The organism is Nitrospira sp. (genome assembly GCA_024998565.1).
Taxonomy (GTDB): domain Bacteria; phylum Nitrospirota; class Nitrospiria; order Nitrospirales; family Nitrospiraceae; genus Nitrospira_A.
Genome location: JACOEM010000006.1, coordinates 101,341 through 118,910, shown reverse-complemented (window position 1 = coordinate 118,910; position 17,570 = coordinate 101,341). Strand labels below are relative to the sequence as shown.

15 protein-coding genes are annotated in these 17,570 nt (G+C 59.9%); 1 reads left to right on the top strand and 14 read right to left on the bottom strand.

Annotated features, from left to right (window positions below):
- Nucleotides 1–208: 208 nt before the first annotated feature.
- The 6 genes from H8K11_11365 to H8K11_11340 form a co-directional block, all read right to left on the bottom strand.
- On the bottom strand, nt 209–3,556 hold the full coding sequence (locus H8K11_11365; protein ID MCS6264344.1) for an efflux RND transporter permease subunit: 3,348 nt from the start codon (nt 3,554–3,556) through the stop codon (nt 209–211).
- A gap of 97 nt (nt 3,557–3,653) precedes the next feature.
- Nucleotides 3,654–4,742, bottom strand: coding sequence for an efflux RND transporter periplasmic adaptor subunit (locus H8K11_11360; protein MCS6264343.1), 1,089 nt, complete (start codon nt 4,740–4,742; stop codon nt 3,654–3,656).
- Entirely contained in the window at nt 4,729–4,917 is a 189-nt protein-coding gene (locus H8K11_11355) for a DUF2892 domain-containing protein (protein ID MCS6264342.1), read from the bottom strand. The genes H8K11_11360 and H8K11_11355 overlap by 14 nt, the downstream gene beginning before the upstream one ends.
- Nucleotides 4,918–5,077: 160 nt before the next feature.
- Nucleotides 5,078–6,103 (bottom strand): hypothetical protein, encoded by a 1,026-nt coding sequence (locus tag H8K11_11350; GenBank protein MCS6264341.1) that lies wholly within the window; start codon nt 6,101–6,103, stop codon nt 5,078–5,080.
- Between the two features lie 135 nt (nt 6,104–6,238).
- Nucleotides 6,239–7,036, bottom strand: coding sequence for a sulfite exporter TauE/SafE family protein (locus tag H8K11_11345; protein ID MCS6264340.1), 798 nt, complete (start codon nt 7,034–7,036; stop codon nt 6,239–6,241).
- A gap of 226 nt (nt 7,037–7,262) precedes the next feature.
- The gene (locus H8K11_11340; protein MCS6264339.1) at nt 7,263–8,510 is read right to left on the bottom strand and encodes an NAD(P)/FAD-dependent oxidoreductase; all 1,248 of its coding nucleotides are present in this window, start codon (nt 8,508–8,510) and stop codon (nt 7,263–7,265) included.
- Nucleotides 8,511–8,866: 356 nt separating this feature from the next.
- On the opposite strand from H8K11_11340, the gene H8K11_11335 reads away from it, so the two are divergent.
- Nucleotides 8,867–9,547: a CHASE3 domain-containing protein gene (locus H8K11_11335; protein ID MCS6264338.1), complete on the top strand. Its 681-nt coding sequence runs from the start codon at nt 8,867–8,869 to the stop codon at nt 9,545–9,547.
- 611 nt (nt 9,548–10,158) lie between these two features.
- Here H8K11_11335 and H8K11_11330 read toward each other — a convergent pair.
- The 8 genes from H8K11_11330 to H8K11_11295 form a co-directional block, all read right to left on the bottom strand.
- Complete coding sequence (locus H8K11_11330) at nt 10,159–10,632, bottom strand: CopD family protein (GenBank protein ID MCS6264337.1); 474 nt, start codon at nt 10,630–10,632, stop codon at nt 10,159–10,161.
- A 275-nt stretch (nt 10,633–10,907) separates the two neighbouring features.
- Nucleotides 10,908–11,414: a hypothetical protein gene (locus H8K11_11325; GenBank protein MCS6264336.1), complete on the bottom strand. Its 507-nt coding sequence runs from the start codon at nt 11,412–11,414 to the stop codon at nt 10,908–10,910.
- 150 nt (nt 11,415–11,564) lie between these two features.
- Nucleotides 11,565–12,263, bottom strand: coding sequence for a hypothetical protein (locus H8K11_11320; protein ID MCS6264335.1), 699 nt, complete (start codon nt 12,261–12,263; stop codon nt 11,565–11,567).
- Between the two features lie 244 nt (nt 12,264–12,507).
- On the bottom strand, nt 12,508–13,032 hold the full coding sequence (locus H8K11_11315) for a hemerythrin domain-containing protein (protein MCS6264334.1): 525 nt from the start codon (nt 13,030–13,032) through the stop codon (nt 12,508–12,510).
- Nucleotides 13,033–13,376: 344 nt separating this feature from the next.
- The gene (locus H8K11_11310; GenBank protein MCS6264333.1) at nt 13,377–14,090 is read right to left on the bottom strand and encodes a Crp/Fnr family transcriptional regulator; all 714 of its coding nucleotides are present in this window, start codon (nt 14,088–14,090) and stop codon (nt 13,377–13,379) included.
- Nucleotides 14,091–14,420: 330 nt separating this feature from the next.
- The gene (locus tag H8K11_11305) at nt 14,421–15,383 is read right to left on the bottom strand and encodes an SUMF1/EgtB/PvdO family nonheme iron enzyme (GenBank protein MCS6264332.1); all 963 of its coding nucleotides are present in this window, start codon (nt 15,381–15,383) and stop codon (nt 14,421–14,423) included.
- A 32-nt stretch (nt 15,384–15,415) separates the two neighbouring features.
- Nucleotides 15,416–16,348 carry a formylglycine-generating enzyme family protein gene (locus H8K11_11300; protein ID MCS6264331.1) on the bottom strand — a complete coding sequence of 311 codons (933 nt, stop codon included), beginning with the start codon at nt 16,346–16,348 and terminating at the stop codon, nt 15,416–15,418.
- Between the two features lie 83 nt (nt 16,349–16,431).
- Entirely contained in the window at nt 16,432–17,421 is a 990-nt protein-coding gene (locus H8K11_11295) for a carboxypeptidase regulatory-like domain-containing protein (GenBank protein ID MCS6264330.1), read from the bottom strand.
- Nucleotides 17,422–17,570 lie beyond the last annotated feature (149 nt).

The following is a 17,570-nucleotide window of genomic DNA, read 5'->3' as shown; positions in this document are numbered from 1 at the left end:
TTCCGACATCCCCGTCCACAGCGTATCGATGTGCAAAGATGACACCCTCCGACGCCTCGACATCCAAGCCCGCATCATCGCCGATGGAACGGGCGGATCGTCGTCGATCGGAGACCGGCGTCGCGCCGAATCGTGGAGGTTCGCTACAGGCTTCCTCGCGGGGTTGTGGCAGATGGCGGCAGACCGGCAGGACGAAATCAGCTTCGGCTCATCGAGGTTGGCTTCCCGCGACCGGCTGCGGCAGCTCTGCGTGCTCGGGTTTCGGCATGAGTCCGGCAGGCGAATTTGGAGGGCCGCCGATCCACAGGTAGTAGAGCACGGGAATGACCACCAGCGTCAGAACCGTCGAGGCGCCGACGCCGAACAACAGCGAGACCGCCAACCCTTGGAAAATCGGGTCGAGAATAATCACGAACGCCCCGACCATCAATGCCGCAGCCGTCAACAGAATGGGACGCGTGCGGATCGCGCCCGCGCGGATCACGGCCTCCAACAGCGAGACCCCCTCCGCCTCCTGATGTTGGATGAAATCGACCAGCAGAATCGAATTGCGCACGATGATACCGGCGAGGGCGATAAACCCGATCATCGACGTGGCCGTGAAATAAGAGCCGGTGAGCCAGTGACCGGGGAGAATGCCGATGAGTGTGAGCGGAATGGGCGCCATGATGACGACCGGCGTGAGAAACGATTGGAACTGCGCCACGATCAGCAAATAGATCAACAGCAGCGCCGCCGCAAAGGCGATGCCCATATCGCGAAATGTTTCATAGGTGATGTGCCATTCGCCGTCCCACTTCATCGCAAACCGCTGTTCCGACCAGGGCTGCACGGCATAGTGCTGCGTCAATGCATATCCTTCCGGCAACACCAGCTGCTCCAGTTTCTTCCCGATGCCCATCACACCATAGACCGGACTCTCACCTTTGTCCGGGCCTACTCCTCCGACATCCGCAATCACATAGACGACCGGCTTTTGGTTCTTGTGATAGATCGCTGTATCCCGCACGGTCTGTTCCACTCGAATCAGCTCAGACAACGGCACCATGTGGCCGGCAGTGGTTCGCAACGAAATCTCCCCGAGATGCTCCAAACCGGTCCGTTCGATGACCGGCAGGCGTAGTCGCACCTGCACCGGCCGATTCTCTTTGGGAATGTGCACCAGTCCTATGTCGGCGCCTTCCAATGCCAGTCGTAACGTCCGGACGATTTCCTCCGACGGAATCCCGGCCAGCGCCGCCTTCGCGCGATCCACGCTGAACACATACTTCACCTGGTCGGCTTCGAGGTAGTCATCGACATCGACGACGCCGGCTGTCGTCTCGAACAGTCCGCGGACCTCTCGCGCAATCGCCCTCTGCCGCTCGTAGTCGGGCCCATAGATCTCCGCCACCAGCACAGATTGCACCGGCGGGCCGGGTGGCACCTCCAGCACTTTCACATTCGCTCCGAAGGGCCGCCCGATGTCCTGCACCGCGGAACGAATCCGTTGCGCGATGTCATGACTTTGCGTCTTCCGTCGTTCTTTGGCGACCAGATTGATTTGAATGTCGGCCTCGTACGGTTGGTCGCGCAGATAGTAGTGCCGCACCAGTCCGTTGAAATTGAACGGCGAGGCCGTGCCGACATAGGCCTGGTAATCGCGGGTCTCCGGAATCGTTCGCACGTACTGCGTCAAGGCCTTCGTCACCCGGGCCGTTTCCTCAAGCGTCGTGCCCTCCGGCATATCGATCACCAGCTGCAGCTCGCTCTTGTTGTCGAACGGTAGCATCTTCACCACCACCGCCCGGGTATAGAACAGCGCAACCGACCCGACCAGCAAGAGCGCAATGACCGCCAACACCAGGTAGGCCACGACCGGATGGGACAACACCGGAGCCAGGAGCCGCTGATACAGGCGATAACTGCGGCTGCCCTCGAACGAGTCGTGATCGACCCCGGCCATGTGTACACCGGGCCGGTAACAGGTCTGGCAGAACCAGGGGATGACAATGAACGCGACGAGCAGAGACACGAACATGGCAATCGACGCATTCACCGGGATGGGCCGCATGTAGGGCCCCATCAAGCCCGAAACAAACGCCATGGGCAGGAGCGCGGCAATCACCGTCAGGGTGGCCAGAATCGTCGGGTTGCCGACCTCGTCGACGGCAAACAGCGAGGCTTCGCGGTGCGGGCGAATCCGCAGCGTGAGATGCCGGTAGGTGTTCTCCACCACCACGATGGCGTCATCCACGAGTATGCCGATGGAAAAGATCAACGCGAACAGCGTCACGCGGTTGATGCTGTAGCCGATGAGCATGGAAATGAACAGGGTCAGGGCGAGCGTGAGCGGAATGGCGATGGAGACCACGAGTGCAGGACGCAGCCCCAGTGTCAGTCCGAGAAACACCACGACGGCGACCACGGCGATCAGGAGATGCCAGAGCAGCTCGTTGGCTTTTTCATCGGCGGTTTCTCCGTAATCGCGCGTGACCGTCACCCGCACATCGTCGGGAATCAGGGTTCCTTTGAGTTCCTCGATTTTTCGAATGACGCCCTGCGCAATCGTCACGGCGTTGGTGCCGGCCTGTTTAGCAATCGCCACGGTGACGGCCTGATTTTCGTGAGACGTGAACGGTACAAGGTGAGACGCGGGAGTATTCGTTTCACCGTTTACGTCTACCGTGTCATGCGCAGCGCCGGGCCCCTCGCCATGCCACACATAACTGGTCGCTTCGGTCGGTCCATCGGTCACCTCGGCCACCTGGCGAAGGTACACCGGCCGTTGTTCGTTGACGCCGACAACGACCCCCTCCAGATCCTCTTTCGAGCGGATGAACCGGCCGGTCTCCACCAGAAAACTTTCATTCCGGCTTTCGAACCGGCCGGTGGGCAACGCGAGGTTTTCGCCCTGAATGACGCCGGCGACCCGCAGCGGCGTGAGGCCATAGGCCTTCAAGCGTGACGGATCGATCTGCACACGCAACTCGCGGCCGCGACCGCCCACCACGAAACCAGCGGCAGTGCCGGGGACCTTCTTCGCATCTTCCAAGACCTGATCGCCCAGTTGCCGCAACTGAAAATCCGTATATCTTTCACTGGACAGGGTCAGGGTGACGATCGGCACATCGTTCACATCCCTCGGTTTGACTTGAAACGGTTGTGCGCCCGGCGGCAGCAGATCCTGGTTCGACATCAATTTGTCGTAGAGATCCACCAGACTCTGTTCCATCGGTTCGCCGACATAAAAGCGGACGATGATCAACGCCCCGCCGGGACGGGAGATGGAGTAGACATATTCGACGGTCTTGATTTCTGACAACTTGCGCTCGATGGGCTTGGTGAGCTGCTCTTCGACCACCTTCGCGGAGGCCCCGGGAAACGAGAGCCAGACGTCGGCCATAGGCACCACGATCTGCGGCTCTTCTTCGCGCGGGGTCAGAACAATGGCAAACAGCCCCAGCAGGAGACTGGCGATGATGATCAATGGGGTGAGTTTGCTGCCGACGAAGAGCGCCGCGAGGCGGCCGCTTACTCCAAGGGGAGCCGGGGACTGTGGGGGAGCTGATAGCATATGGCTTATAGCGTATGGATGGGATTTGACGCCATTCGACGGATCAGCCTTTTTTCGCCCCTGCCATACGCCATGAGCTATAGGCTCTTTGGGCGAGTCACGATCCCTGAGGCGGCGATGCCACCGCCGTCATATCCTGCACGAACGCGCCGTCCCTGCCCTTGGCCCCGTCCACGATGACTCGCTCACCGGCGTCCACACCGGAGAGGACTTCAACCCCCTGCTCCAGCGTACGGCCGATCTTGACCCATCGAAGACGAGCCACCCGGTCGCTCCCGACCACAAACAGGCTGGCCAGCTCGCCCCGTTCGATGAAGGCCGACTTCGGGAGGAGCAGCGTCGTATTCATCCCTTTTTCCAGGCGGAGCCGACCGAACATGCCCGACTTGAGCCCGCCCGTTTTGGGAAGGTCCACCTTCATCGTGAAGGTATGGGTTTGCGGATCGCCGGCAGGAAGAATCTGCGACACCTTCCCCTTGAGAGGATCGGCACCCAACGCATCGATCACGACCGAGACCGACGACCCGACCGACACAACCCGCACATCGCTTTCGGCCACGGTCGCTTCCAGACGGAGCTGTTCGGGATCTTCCATCCTGAGCAACGGCTGCCCCGGGGAGGCCAGCTCCCCGATCTCAACCTTCTTCTCTGTGATGACGCCATCGAACGGCGCTTTCACGATCGTGTAGCTCAACTGCGCCAGGACAGCCTTGCGAGCGGCTTCGGCCACCCGCAGCCCGCGCGTGGCATTCTCCAACTCCTGCTTAGAGACCGCATCCTTCCGGTAGAGGTCTTCCATCCGAGCCTGGTGTGCCTTGGCATTGTCGAGCTCCGCCGTCACCCGGGATAACTCGGCCTGCAAGTCACGATTGTCCAGCACCATCAGGGTCTGTCCCTTGCGTACGATGCTGCCTTCGCGGACCAACAGATTGTCGATGGTACCCTGTATGCGGCTGGCCAACGTGGCTTGATAGACCGCCGTCACCTGCCCGGTTACTTCGACCGTCACCGGGACCTGACTGGTCTTCACCTCGATCACCGCCAGCTGGAGGGCAGGCTGAACGGCTGTCGCCGACGGAGCCTCTCCGCTCCGCGGCGGCTGCTCGGACTGCCCACAGCCCGCCGCTACCAGGAGAGCGACCACAAGCCATCCCGCCTTCACAGACGCGTCGTTATTCCTGAACACCCAGCCTCCGCAAGAGAGCCATCATCGGACACCAGCCGCTGAATGACGACTGGATCAGATTCGCCGCGACGAACGCGGCAAAATAATTATAGTAGGGATGTACTGTGGCGCCCAGCACGACCGCGCCCAGGACAAACACCCCGGCGATCAAACGCAGCCATTCATTGAGTCTCATGTGCCGCCCCCCCTTTCTTACACCATATGAGTAAGCAGGGGGAAAAAGGATTCGCCAAAAGGAGAAGTCCCCCATGAATCAAGGGCTTCCCTCATCTCCGGCACACACTCTCTTTTCGCCCCGGCAGCAACGTGAGCGCCGCCGTCCCGTCCGCGAACGATTAGAAGCGATATTGCCCGCCGATAGAAAAAATCGAGTCCTGAAAGTCCCGGAGGGCATTCGTCGAGGTACGTTTGCCGTATTGAAAGGACAGCATCACCGTCGCGGCCGCCGACATGTGATACCGCAGCTCCGCGATGCCCTGGTGCGTGGCATCGAACCGGCCCACGTGCGTGTCGCCGGCGAGGCCGCTGGTAAATGTTTTTCGCCGGTGAATGTAGGTGAACCCGAGGTCCCATTGCCGATTGAGCCGAAACTCCGTACCGGCCGACACCATATGGAGGTAATAGGACACGTCGTCCGCAAACTGCGTGTCCTTGTGACCGTCAGCCAGCCCCCGTTCATAGAGATAGGTCAGCGTCACCGTGAGCCACTCCATGGCACGGTAGTCGACGCGGGGGCCGAGGGTAAAAAAATTCGTATTCCGTTCCGCAAATGAGTCGTTGTACCGCCTGAGCCCGTACCGGGTAATCAGCGTGCCTGTGACGCTGTCCGTCAAGCGGCGTTCGATTTCGGCGCGCCAATGGTGCGAGCTGACCCGCTCTTCCTGAATCGAGCGGGTGCCGGTGCGCCGCTCAAAATTGGGTCCCAGGAAGAGATTGGGCACATACCGATACCGCACCAATAGCGAGGTCGCCCGGTCGAGCGAAAATCGGTCCTGGATGCGGTAGTCGGCATGGTTGAAGATGGGATTATTGGTGTAGATCGCCCCCTGGGCCTTCACCGAGAGTTCATTCTTCCCCTGCGCCGTGGACGTTGAGTGCACCACCTCCAGCGCCGGCTCCCAAATCACATCCTCCGGCTTGTCGGCGGAGACCACCGTCGGTTGGGAAGGATCTTCCGTCAGGCGGAGACGACGCGCGGAAGAAAACTGAAAGGCATCGGAGGTATAGCTCGTCTTCTGCTCAGCGACGGCCGACCACTCGGCTTGCGCCGGCCGATCCGACCCCCACATCAGACTTGCCAGCACGCCCCACAAGGCGGGGCGGCAGAGGGTGACCAGGAGGGAATGCGGGTACCGCATCATCGATTCGTGTGGCCCACAGGAGCATGCAATGGGGAACACATCCCCGTCAGTTTCGCGCGCCGTCGCGGAGCAGGGACCATCCCACGAGAGCCTGTTGCTGAGCGTCCGACAGAACAAGCCTCCCGTCAATACAGTTCATATTTGTGAACCCCATAACTTCACCAGATTCACCACGATCATGCTGACCGCGATCGAGACCGTGATGAAGGCCGTAATGCGACCCATCGTGGCCGGAGAAAGCCAGGTGCCGACCCGCACCCCCAAAAGCATCCCCGCCAGACTCCCTGTCAATACCCATGCCGTGAGCGGCCAGTTGATCCGCCCGAATTGGAGATGGCCGACCACCCCGCCGATGGAGATACAGGCGATGATGCTGAGCGACGTTCCGATCGCCAACCTGGTCGGGAACCCGAGAATGAGGATCAGGGCCGGGACAACCATGAATCCGCCACCGACTCCGAACAAACCGTTCATGGTTCCCACCGCCAGTCCGATGCCGCCGACCTTCAGCCAACAGGTGCGGGGAAAGCGGGTCGCACAACTTTCTTCCCCGTCAGGGCCGGACGGCATGTGACGATAGCGAGTCATCGCCCCTCTCACCAGCAGCAGCAGGAGCCCGAACAGCACCAGCAGGATTTCCTCGCGAACCAGGCGATGTCCGAATGCGCCCGCCCACGAACCGATCGCACCGGTCCAACTGAACGCCAGGGCGGCTTTGGCCTTGACCTGTCCCTGCCGCCCGTATTCCCAGGCGCCCAGCAGCGACGAGGTCGCCACGATGATCAACGACATCGCCGCCGCCTGCTGCATGGGAATCCCGGCGAGGTAGACCATGAGGGGAAGGCCCAGAATCGCGCCACCCGTCCCCGTCGCGCCCAGTTGCAAACCGATGGGGATGCCCGCCAGCAGGGAACGCAACGCCTGGTCGATCATGCCGGTTCCTTCTCGATCGTCGCCACGCGATGCCCCGTCCCCATATCGTTTAGCCCGGATTATTCATGAATGTCGTCGCGAGGCGTTCGAGACCGAAGCCCGCCGGGGCTTCTCGCAAGCGAGGCCGACGCAGGCGTACTGACAGTCCGTCGAGGAGGCCGAACGAGAACAGCCCCGCCGGGCGAGAGAATCGGACGACGGAGCAGGCATTCATGAATAGTCCGGGTTAGGCCGGTCCTTCCAGCTTGGCAATCCCCATGGCCTTCAAAATCACCTTCTCGTAGTAGGGCTCGCTGACGCCCTTTTTCATCTTACGCAAGAAATACTTCTCCAGCGCAATTTTGGCAAGATGCACCCACTTGCCCTTCTTGGCCCATGTGACATTCCGCGGCGCCATTTGCGGCAACGCCACAAAGGCCACACCCGTGTCCCCCATGTCGGCGAGACAGATCGCATTCCAGGTTGCGGTCTCGCGTTTCGAATCGTTGTCGATATCGGCCTTGATGTTGTGCACCGCCGCCGACACCATCGATTCGATCATGTACCCGGTCTTGGGCGCCCCAGTCGGAATCGGAGTCTGCTCCACCGGTGGAATGGCCACACAGACGCCGACCGAATAGATATTTTTATACTTCGGATTGGCCTGATACGCATCGATATTCACAAACCCCTTAGGGTTGCAGAGCCCCGGCGTCCCGGCCACTGCATCCACGCCGGCGAACGGCGGAATGATCATCGAGTACCGAAACGGAATCTCCTGCCCTCCGTCGAGCAAGAGTTTGCCCGGCTGCACTTCCTTGATCGCCGTATTGCAGATAGGTTTCATCGAATGATCGGCAAACTCATCTTCCATCAAACGGCGGGAGGCGCCCACGCCTGCGAGCCCCATATGGCCGATATACGGTTCGGGGGTCACAAAATAGATCGGCACCTTCTTCCGGAGTTTCTTCTTGCGAAGATCGGCATCCAGAATGAAGGCCATTTCGTAGGCCGGGCCGAAACAAGAGGCCCCTTGTGCCGCCCCTACCACGATAGGACCGGGGTCTTTCAGGAACGCCTGATAGGTGCCCCAGGCCTGTTCGGCATGATCCACATTGCAGACCGACTGCGTGTATCCGCTCGGCCCGAGCCCGGGCACCGCCCCGAAATTCAGCTTCGGCCCGGTGGCGATAATCAGATAATCATAGGGGACTTCGCCCTTCGAGGTGATGACTCGATTCTGTTCGGGCTCAATCCGCTCGGCCATGGCATGAATGTATTCCACGCCTTTCTTCTCCAGCACCGGACCCAAGGCGAAACTGATGTCTTTCCTCGTTCGCCAGCCGACCGCCACCCAGGGATTGGAAGGGACGAAGTGGAACGAGTCCACATTGGAGATTACCGTCACCTTGTGTTTTTTCGCCAATAATTCCCGGGCTTCATAGGCTGCCGGCAGCCCGCCGATGGACGCGCCGATGATGACGACCTTTGCCATGATCCACCTCCCTTCAAAGTAGTGCCCTATCGTCCTTGCCTTGTTGCATGATCCCGTCCCTCCCGCGAGTCACCCGTTCTTGCTCCAAGTCCGGGAGTAGGCAGGGTTCGTTCCCACTCTCCTGTTAAGAGCCATTACAGATCATTTGGATTCACCCGGAGCTCATACAAACGGCTGTACGGGGAAGTGGCACGGTCCCGCTGCAAGACTGAAGTCGGGCATGGATCTGTCATTGCCTTGGGTCCCGAACGAACACTTGGACAGATCTTAGGATACCTAGTGGGATTTGTCGGGTTGACATAGCCGATGAAGGGCCGGTACTCCTATTATGGACGTATTATCGAGGAGGGTTCCCCATGCTCCATCGTCTTTTTGCCGGTAAAGGCCTGATCATCGCCCTTGCCGTAGGATTTATAGCGGTCGAGTCTATCGTCGCAGCCTGCTTTCTCAGCTTAGTGCACTTCAAGACTTCCAATAACTGGGCCACGAGGAGCGAGCAGGTGCTGCTGGAGCTGGAGCGGATGATGAGTACCGTGGCGGGAGCTGAGACCAGCCAGCGGGGCTACATTATTACCGGGTCCGAGGACTACCTGCCCACGTATCGCGAAGCGGTCACGACCCTGGAAGCGCAGATCCGGAGAATCGGCGGACTGACCAGGGACAATGCCGTTCAGCAGGACCGGGTGGCCTATCTCGCCACACAGGTCGAACAACGTTCGGAAGAATTGGACCAGGCCATCGTGACACGCCGCACCAAGGGGCTGCCTTATGCCAAGTCGGTCGTGGCCGTCAATCAGCAAAATCGGACGATGGAGACCATCCACGATATCTCCGCGCAGATCAGGGAGGAGGAAACCAGGGTCCTGCAACGCCACCGGTCAGACTCCGAGAGCTGGGCCTTTACGACCGGCTCGTTCGCCGCCGTATTCTTCCTCCTGAATGCGGTGGTCTTCACGCTCTGCGGCATCGTACTCAAAATGGCCCTCACCAGCCAGGCACAGGCTGAGCGCCTCCTCCACGCGTTCCAGCGTCACTAGCCGGGATTATTCATGAATGCTGTCGCGAGGCGTTCGAGACGGAAGCCCGCCGAGGCTGCTCACACGTAAGGCCGACGCAGGCGTACTGACAGTCCGTCGAGGAGGCCGAACGAGAACAGCCTCGCCGGGCGAGAGGATCGGACGCCGGAACAGGTATTCATGAATGATCCGGGCTAGACTGCTCCGGTAACACGATAGGAACTTCTGATAGCAGCGCGGACACGCTGAACAGGCGGCCGCGTTGCTGCCCCGCCCCCATCCGCCGTCCGCGCTTCCGCGAGAGACGAACGACGCTTCACGAACCACGAGGATGCCCCTTGTGGTCCTCCTGCTAGGAGTCTGTCCGAATAATCCTTAGAACGACGCAGATGGCTGTAGATCATTTGCCGCAGGAGAATGGCATGACTCGGACGAGCTTCTAGCCCGCATTATTCATGACGGTTCGTCGAAAAAGTGCGGAGTCGCACAGCGAGACGGTCGCGCGGAGGCGTGAGGAAGGAAGGCATCTTTGAACAGGATGTCGACCGACCGAGCGGCGAGCCCGCCCGCCGACAGGCCAGTCGCAGCTGCGAATCCGCGATTGCATCAGAAACGCTCATGAATAATGCGGGTTAGGTGCGGGCCAGGACGACGGCGAACAACAGCACCAGCAGCGCGACCAGCAATGAAATACGCGGGACGAGCACCGAGTAACGCAGGAGCATCCGATCCCTCGCAGATCGCTCCGCTTCAGGGATTCCCAAGCTCCGTCGCACACGCGGTCCGACCACGAGATCGTGCAGCAGCGTCAGGGTGAACAGCAGCGCCACCAATCCGATCTTCGCGGAAAAAATCGTGGGCCAGCGGGAAGGGTCCATCAGCGGAATCGATCGACCGGCCGCCAGCGTAAGTCCGGTGGCCACGAGGATTCCCATCGCCCCCCACACCACGGCTCGAAACCGATAGGCCACCGTTCGAAACAGCAGGGCATACTGAGCAAATGCCCCGTCCCGCTTCAGTACCGGCACCAGCACGACGGACAGGAAGACCATCCCCCCGATCCATACCATAGCCGCCAGCAAGTGAATCCAGACCAGTGCAAACACAAGACCCTCCTTTTTCTCGTACACCGGGCGCACTATGACTGAGGAGAGCCCGAAGCGGCAAGGGAGGGTGGCTTAGCAGGATGCGGAAAAAGTCCGCCAGCAGCGTTCTCGCGGCGCTCAGGGGCTCACCGTACGGTGCGAGTACGATTCACCCCTTCGCTTGCTGCGGCCTTGCTGGACGGCCTTTTTGCGCATCCTGCGGGGTCTTGTCAAATCCACACGGCGCATGAGTGGATCGTAATGTATTGCGTTCCCATCGAATTTTTCGCAGCCTGTTAGAGCTGAGGAGGACGACGCAGATTCGGACGCCATCCGATTTCACCCAATATGGCCAACATCTGGGCCTCCGGATGAACGAGCGCGGTGAGAAGGTGTGTCCCGATCTGCGCGCATTGGCGACAGAGAAACTGGCAGGGCGACATGCATGAAACCACCTCGCACCCGGACATAGGCTGAAGGCCAGCCGCCTTGCTCGCGCAAAACACCTGCGGATCAGGGGCGTCGAGGCTCTGCCGATAACAATCCAATCGATTCCACAAGGCCACCAGGCTGGACATCCGTTGTCCGTTCACCGTTGCCCAGGATCCTGCGATCCGCACGGATTCTCCGATGAGCTGCAGCGCCACATCGATGTGCTGCGAGACATTCGCCACGGTGACGACTTGGACACGGTCGGCCCCGCTGTGTTGGATGCAGTGGGTCAACGCATGTCGCGCTGACGCCTCACCCAACGGCTGCGGCAAAGAGCCGTCGTCGGGAAGATACACCGCGATCGTCACCAAGGTCCGACCTCATGAGTCCTGCATTCAGGACCGCTGCCATGCCGCCCAGCCTCTCGGCACCAACCGACATGGCAGCGTCGTACTCCTTGTGCCTACAGTCGAATTGTCGATCCTGCCCCAGGGCGTCGTATTGATCGCCTGTCGACCCTCCTAGAACGAAATCCCGATATACGGCCCGACCTGGAAGTAATCGTTGTTGGTGTTGGTCAGTCGCGCCGTCAGGTGATACCGGGCGTCGACCCCGACCTTAAAGGCCTTCCACACCGCATATTCGAATCCACCGCCGAACTGCACCCCGAGATCGAGATACTGCGTCCGATTCGACGGAGGGCTGATCACATGGATGTCCAGACCGATCGGAATGACCCAGGGCCTGAATGCGCTGCCTTCCATGAACTTGATCTTCGGCGCCACATCGATCGTGACCATCGTGAGCTGTACCTTCTGGGGATCCGTGGCCAGGGTGTCGGTTAAGGTCCGGGTGGCAATGCTTCCGGCGGCATTGTTCACACGGTTTGAATTGATGCTGTTGAATTGCAGGCCGATTTCACCGACCACCCACGTCTTGTCCATTCCGCCCCAGACATCCTTCGACATGACCAGGTCCAAGCCGGCTCCGGCATACCAACCGGCATTGCCTCCATTTGAACCGGCGATGCCAGCCGTATCCGTAAAAATCTGCCCGCTCCGGTCCTGGTTCAAATTCATGAATCCGCCCTTGAAGAACACCATGTTGCCGGTGCCTTCTTCAGCCGATGCCGGCTGCACACAAGCAACACCGTACACCGCGGCGATCGCAAGCGCCGCACCCCACATTCCAATGTTCCGCACGACTTTCCGAACCCGCATGATAGTCTCCTCCTTCATGTGTCACCGACGCGCCTGACTGGCGCCCGGGTTGGCTCCCCGTCTTGTCCTCACCGGCCTGAGGCAGGAGCAGCGAAAGTATGTGAGTCACTCTTCTGAACATCGTGGACATTCCTCGTCTGAGCCCTGCTTCGATCATCCAACATCCCGGCGACGCTCGCGCCTGCCTCACCGCAGCGAGTCGCGGCCCTCATCGGCCCCAGCCCCTTGCCGCTCATGCGCGACGTCACACTTGCAACATCTGCCGGCTGATTCGCCGTCTCTGCTCGGCGGTCAACCGCATCTCGGCCAGGGCGAACAGCAGCCGCTCCTCGCAGGCGATCTGTTCGCGATAGCGACGAATGAGCGCGTGAAGTTCTCCGGTCAGCGTCCGCAATCCGCCGAATGCCTTTGACACCGCTTCGTCTTGACCGTCGGCCCGGCTTTTTTCCAGCTGCTTCATCACCGCTGTCGCGTCGGCTTTCAGCGCCCGGTGTTCGTCCAAGAAGCTCTGGAACTGTTCCTGTTCCTCCTGCGTCCGGCCCAGGATTCGCCGCAGTTCGCTCACCAGCATTGCTTCCCGTTTAAAGTGCACGTCCACGGGGCCGGTAAAGAATTCGAGCAGTTCTCGTAGCGTGTCCCGGTTCGTTCGCTTCACCGTGCCGTTCCTGACGTTACGAACACTCATCGCCGTTTCGACCATCGCCAGTCGGTCCAGAATCATCCGATGCTCCCGCTCGAGCAGGGCCACCGGATCGACAGGGAGACTCATTCGCCTGCTACCTTGAGACACCATCGTTCCGGAATCCCATGGACGGAAGCTCCTACGTGCGAGCAATGCAACTCCGTGATGCCGTGCGCACTGTATCCAACAGGGCGGCGGCCCACACTGGGATCGGCCGGTCCGGCACATGATTTATCTCAAGGTTTCGGATAGGCCATTGGACCTATACCTACGGGGATGCGGCAAGGGGCGAGAGGAACGAAACATACGAGAACGACGAGATGAAGGAGAGCCTGAGGCGTGCGGAATGTCGAACCTGGAATCGAGAACGACGCGTCGCACCTGTCGCGATACACGAAGGACGCATCACTGATCACGTGAGAGGAGTTCGGTCAACGCTCGGCAATTCGGGAGAGGCGGTCCGGATTCAGCAAGGTGATGGTTCTTCCATCGATGGTGAGAACTCCCTCATCGCGAAAGACGCCCAGCAGGCGGATGGCGGTTTCAACCGTAATCCCGGCCATCTCGGCCACTTCTTCCCGTTTGAGCGTAAGTCCAACCCGGACATGATCGTCATTTTTTTTACCGAATCGATCGCCGAGTTCCAGCAGCAGGCCGGCTAATCGCTCGCGGGCGGTTTTGAACGTGAATTGATCGAGATGATCCATATTGACCCCGACTTCATTGCTGAGGAGCTGGATCAGCTTGATCGCCAGTTGAGGATTTCCGCGGATGACGGCAAGGTAGCGTTCCTTGTCGATGACGCAGACTTGGGAGGGTTCCAAGGTTTCGCACGTGACTTCGTGAAGGGCTCGCTCGCCGAAGATGTGTTTCTCGATCAACTCACCAGGGCCCAAGATGCGGACGATCTGCCGCCGGCCTCGCGTCGAAGAGCGCGTGAGCTTGACCTTACCCGAACATAACAGGTAGAGCCCCAAGCACAGATGACCTTCGTAGAAGACGGTCTGGTGAGGCGCGTACTCGAGCGTGCGTTTGATTTTCTGAAATTCGGCGAGATCGCTTCCGGAAATATCGCACAGGACGACCTTCTCGCGAAGCCCGCAGGTGTCGCAATTTTCGATAAGGCAGGGCTTCCGTTTCACCACTTGTCGATTCCTAGCGCTAGTCCAACACCGTGCTTTCGAAGACTGCTCGAAACACGGTCAACCCGGACCTTTCACAGCGCATACAGATGAACCCTTCATGCCCGGCCGTCCCCCTCCGGTCGGCCGTTCCTGTGTGCCAGAATGCCTCCGGACTGCCCGCGCCTAAGGAGTGGGGGCTGTCTACGCTTCTTCAGCGGCCCGCCATCGGCCGACACAACATCAGGGCGAGCAAGCGGAGCGACGGGGAGCCGGTCGTCTCCGATCCAGCTGGAGACGAACCGGCCCATAGGCTTTGGGGGCGGAAGACCTTCTCTCCGCCCCTCGCTCATACTACTCCTTCGCCATTGAGACCTTCGCTCCCATGTCCTCCTTGGCGTCCTGCGCGCAACGGAATCCCATCCAGTTAATTTTAGTCTTCGGATCGGTGCCGTTCCGCATGGCCGCTCGCATCGTCGTGGTGCTATCCATCCAGCCACCGCCACGGAAGGCCTTCTGAGTACCGGTCTCCGGCCCTTTCGGGTTCCGGTTGGGCGCCGTCTTGTAATAATCCTGGTCGTACCAATCGGACACCCACTCGGCCACGTTCCCGATGGTCTGATACAACCCATAAGGGCTCAGCGCATTCTCGTACTTGTCGACAGAAATGATCGGCGGATAGAGCAACAACCGCTCGGGTCGATCCCGCACCGGCCCGGATAGTCCGGTTCTGCCGAAATTCGCCCGGGTCGGACCGGCATATTCACTGCCCCAAGGGAACAGCCGCCCATCAATGCCACGCGCCGCCTTTTCCCACTCAGCTTCGGTCGGCAGCCGCTTCCCCGCCCATTTGCAATAGGCATCGGCGTCGTACCAGTTCACATGCATGATCGGATGATGCGCCATCGTGTCCTGGAAGTTTCCTCCATCGTACCGCCAATCCAGCTGCGGCAGACGATCCGTCGCCAGAACAAATTTGAGGTACTCGAGCGCCGTGACTTCGTACTTGCCGATCATGAACGCATCCAGATAGACCGACCGCTGCGGAATTTCGCTCCGGTAGGCCAGTCGATCCGTTTTCTTATCGCTGCCCATGAGGAATTCGCCGGCCGGGATGAGGACCATCTCTTCCTTAGTCTTCCACTTCGCGGCCCGCTCCTGCGCGATCTTCTTCCCTTCTTCGGTCCACTCAACGACAATATCCTGGGTATCCAACGCTCGTGCGGCAGGAGTCAGCGCGAACAGCGCGGCTGCGATCACGAGCGCCTGCGCCAATCGTGTTCGTGTCCTTCTGATCCCCGTTCGTGGTCTTTTCATGTTTGGCCTCCTCGTTGTCCTGCCGTCAAAACTCAGCGATCCGCCTTCCGCAGAAGCTCAGGATCGACGGACGAAAGCTGACGACCACTCTCGTCCGATGTTGCACAACGAAACCCAGTCAAATAACTCCAGTGATCCAGCCCCCCGGAGTTACGCCCGGCTGAACGGGCGACCTCGGGGTCTTCATTCCATGACCCACCGCGAAATACCTTGTCCTGTCCCGACGCCGGTCCCTGGGGATTGCGGTTCTCCTGGCGCCGGTAATATTCCGGATCGAACCAATCTGAGACCCACTCACTCACATTACCGGCCAGTTGATGCACGCCGTAAGGACTCACGCCGTTGTCGTAACGATCCACATTCGCCAGCGGCGGATACTTGGCTCCGCGCTTTGAGCCCGAATGGGCAATGTTGCTCTTGATCCATCCGGCCGGCTCATTGCCCCAGGGAAACATCCGTCCGTCTTCACCGCGCGCCGCCTTTTCCCATTCCGCTTCGGTCGGTAAGCGGGCCCCGCGCCACCGGCAATAGGCATCAGCTTCCCGCCAGGACACACCGATAACCGGGTGTTTGGCCATCTTGTCCGGAAACGGCTGGGCTCGCCAGTAGTGGGGCCATGCCGCGCCGGTCGCCAGCACGAACCGCAGATAGTTCACATTGCTGACCTCGTACCGGTCGATGCTGAACGCATCGACATGGACCTGGTGCTGAGGCAGTTCCTGCGGTCCGGCGGCCCGATCGAACTTCGGGTCGCTTCCCATCAGGAACGGACCGGCCGGCACCGGCACCATCCCGTCCGGCACCTCGATCAACGCCAGCCGCTCCACATCATCCAGCGGGGACCAGAGCGGCGGAGGCTTCGGCAATTCATGGTCGGCGTGGCTCGGCGCAACGGAGCCGAATACCAGTCCGGCGGCGATGCCCAGTACGAGAGCCGGAATTAACCCAGGTAACCAGATGTTCATGGCACGATCACTCCGGACTCACTGATCGGATGGATCAGTGCGTCCACTGATTCACGAAGACTTCGGCACTCGCGCGACCCCGCTCAGTGCGCTTGCTTTTGCAGCAGGGGATCGATTTCCTTCTTCGCTTCCTCGGTCACGTTATAGCGAGTATACGCATGGTCCAGAACCTCATTGGCATACAGCCGTCCGGTCGGCGCCGGAACTCTGATCGTGGCCTCGACGGTGCCCTTCGGGCCGATGGTGACGGTTTGTTCCGTCGCGGTCCTGATATAGGGATGCCAGATGACCAACTTATAGGTACCCGGAGGCACATCGGTCATGGTGAACCGGCCTTGCTCGTCCGTCTTAGCAAAATACGGATTCGTGATGGCCACGCCCCAGCTCTCCATGTAGGCATGAAATCCACACTGCATGACGAAGATCCGGCGGCCTTTGCTGAGTTTCACCAACTCTTTCATCGGCGGACCGGCCATGTGCTTGTGATACATCCCGGCCTCGGTGCGATCCTTGAAATTGCGTGGATGCTGCGGATTCATCGGAAGCGGCACGTTGAACAGAACACGCGCCCCTAAATTCGACGTTTCGTAGGCCTGAATGTCGTGCATCACCGGGTCCATGTTGACGACGGTGACCGATTGATCGTCCCGCACGACGGTCGTAAACGGCAGGAAGAGGCAATCCTTCGCTTCTATTTGCGGCACCTCTTTTTCAGCGAACGGTTTCCCTGTCTCGATTCCCTCTAGATACACGACGACTTCACGAAACTCGCCTCCCGGACCGACGTTGAACGGTTGCAGAATACGCCAGCCTTCTCCGTCGGAAATGCGCCCGCAATAGAACGGGTCAGGCAGGGTGGTGAGGTTGTACCCTTTCGGCTTCGGAACCGTCCCCTCCAACTTCACGATCCCCGTCAGTGTCCCGCCATCGGATACGGAGACTTCTTCATAGGCCGATACAGGGCTGCTCGCGAGAGACGATGCGAGGGCCACCGTAGCCAATCCCAAGACCCACCCGAAAGAACTCTTCTTCCTCGTCTGCTGTGCACTCTGAATTGTGATACCCAGTGTCACGTCCGGCCTCCTCTGTGATTGGTTCATGATGCGATCGACAGATATTCTCGATCATACAGGGAAGCCGTCACGTTTTTCTTCCCCCGGAACTCAAAACGCAGATGGGGGAGCTGCGTGATACAGGCAGCTCCCCCATCCGGTGTTACGCC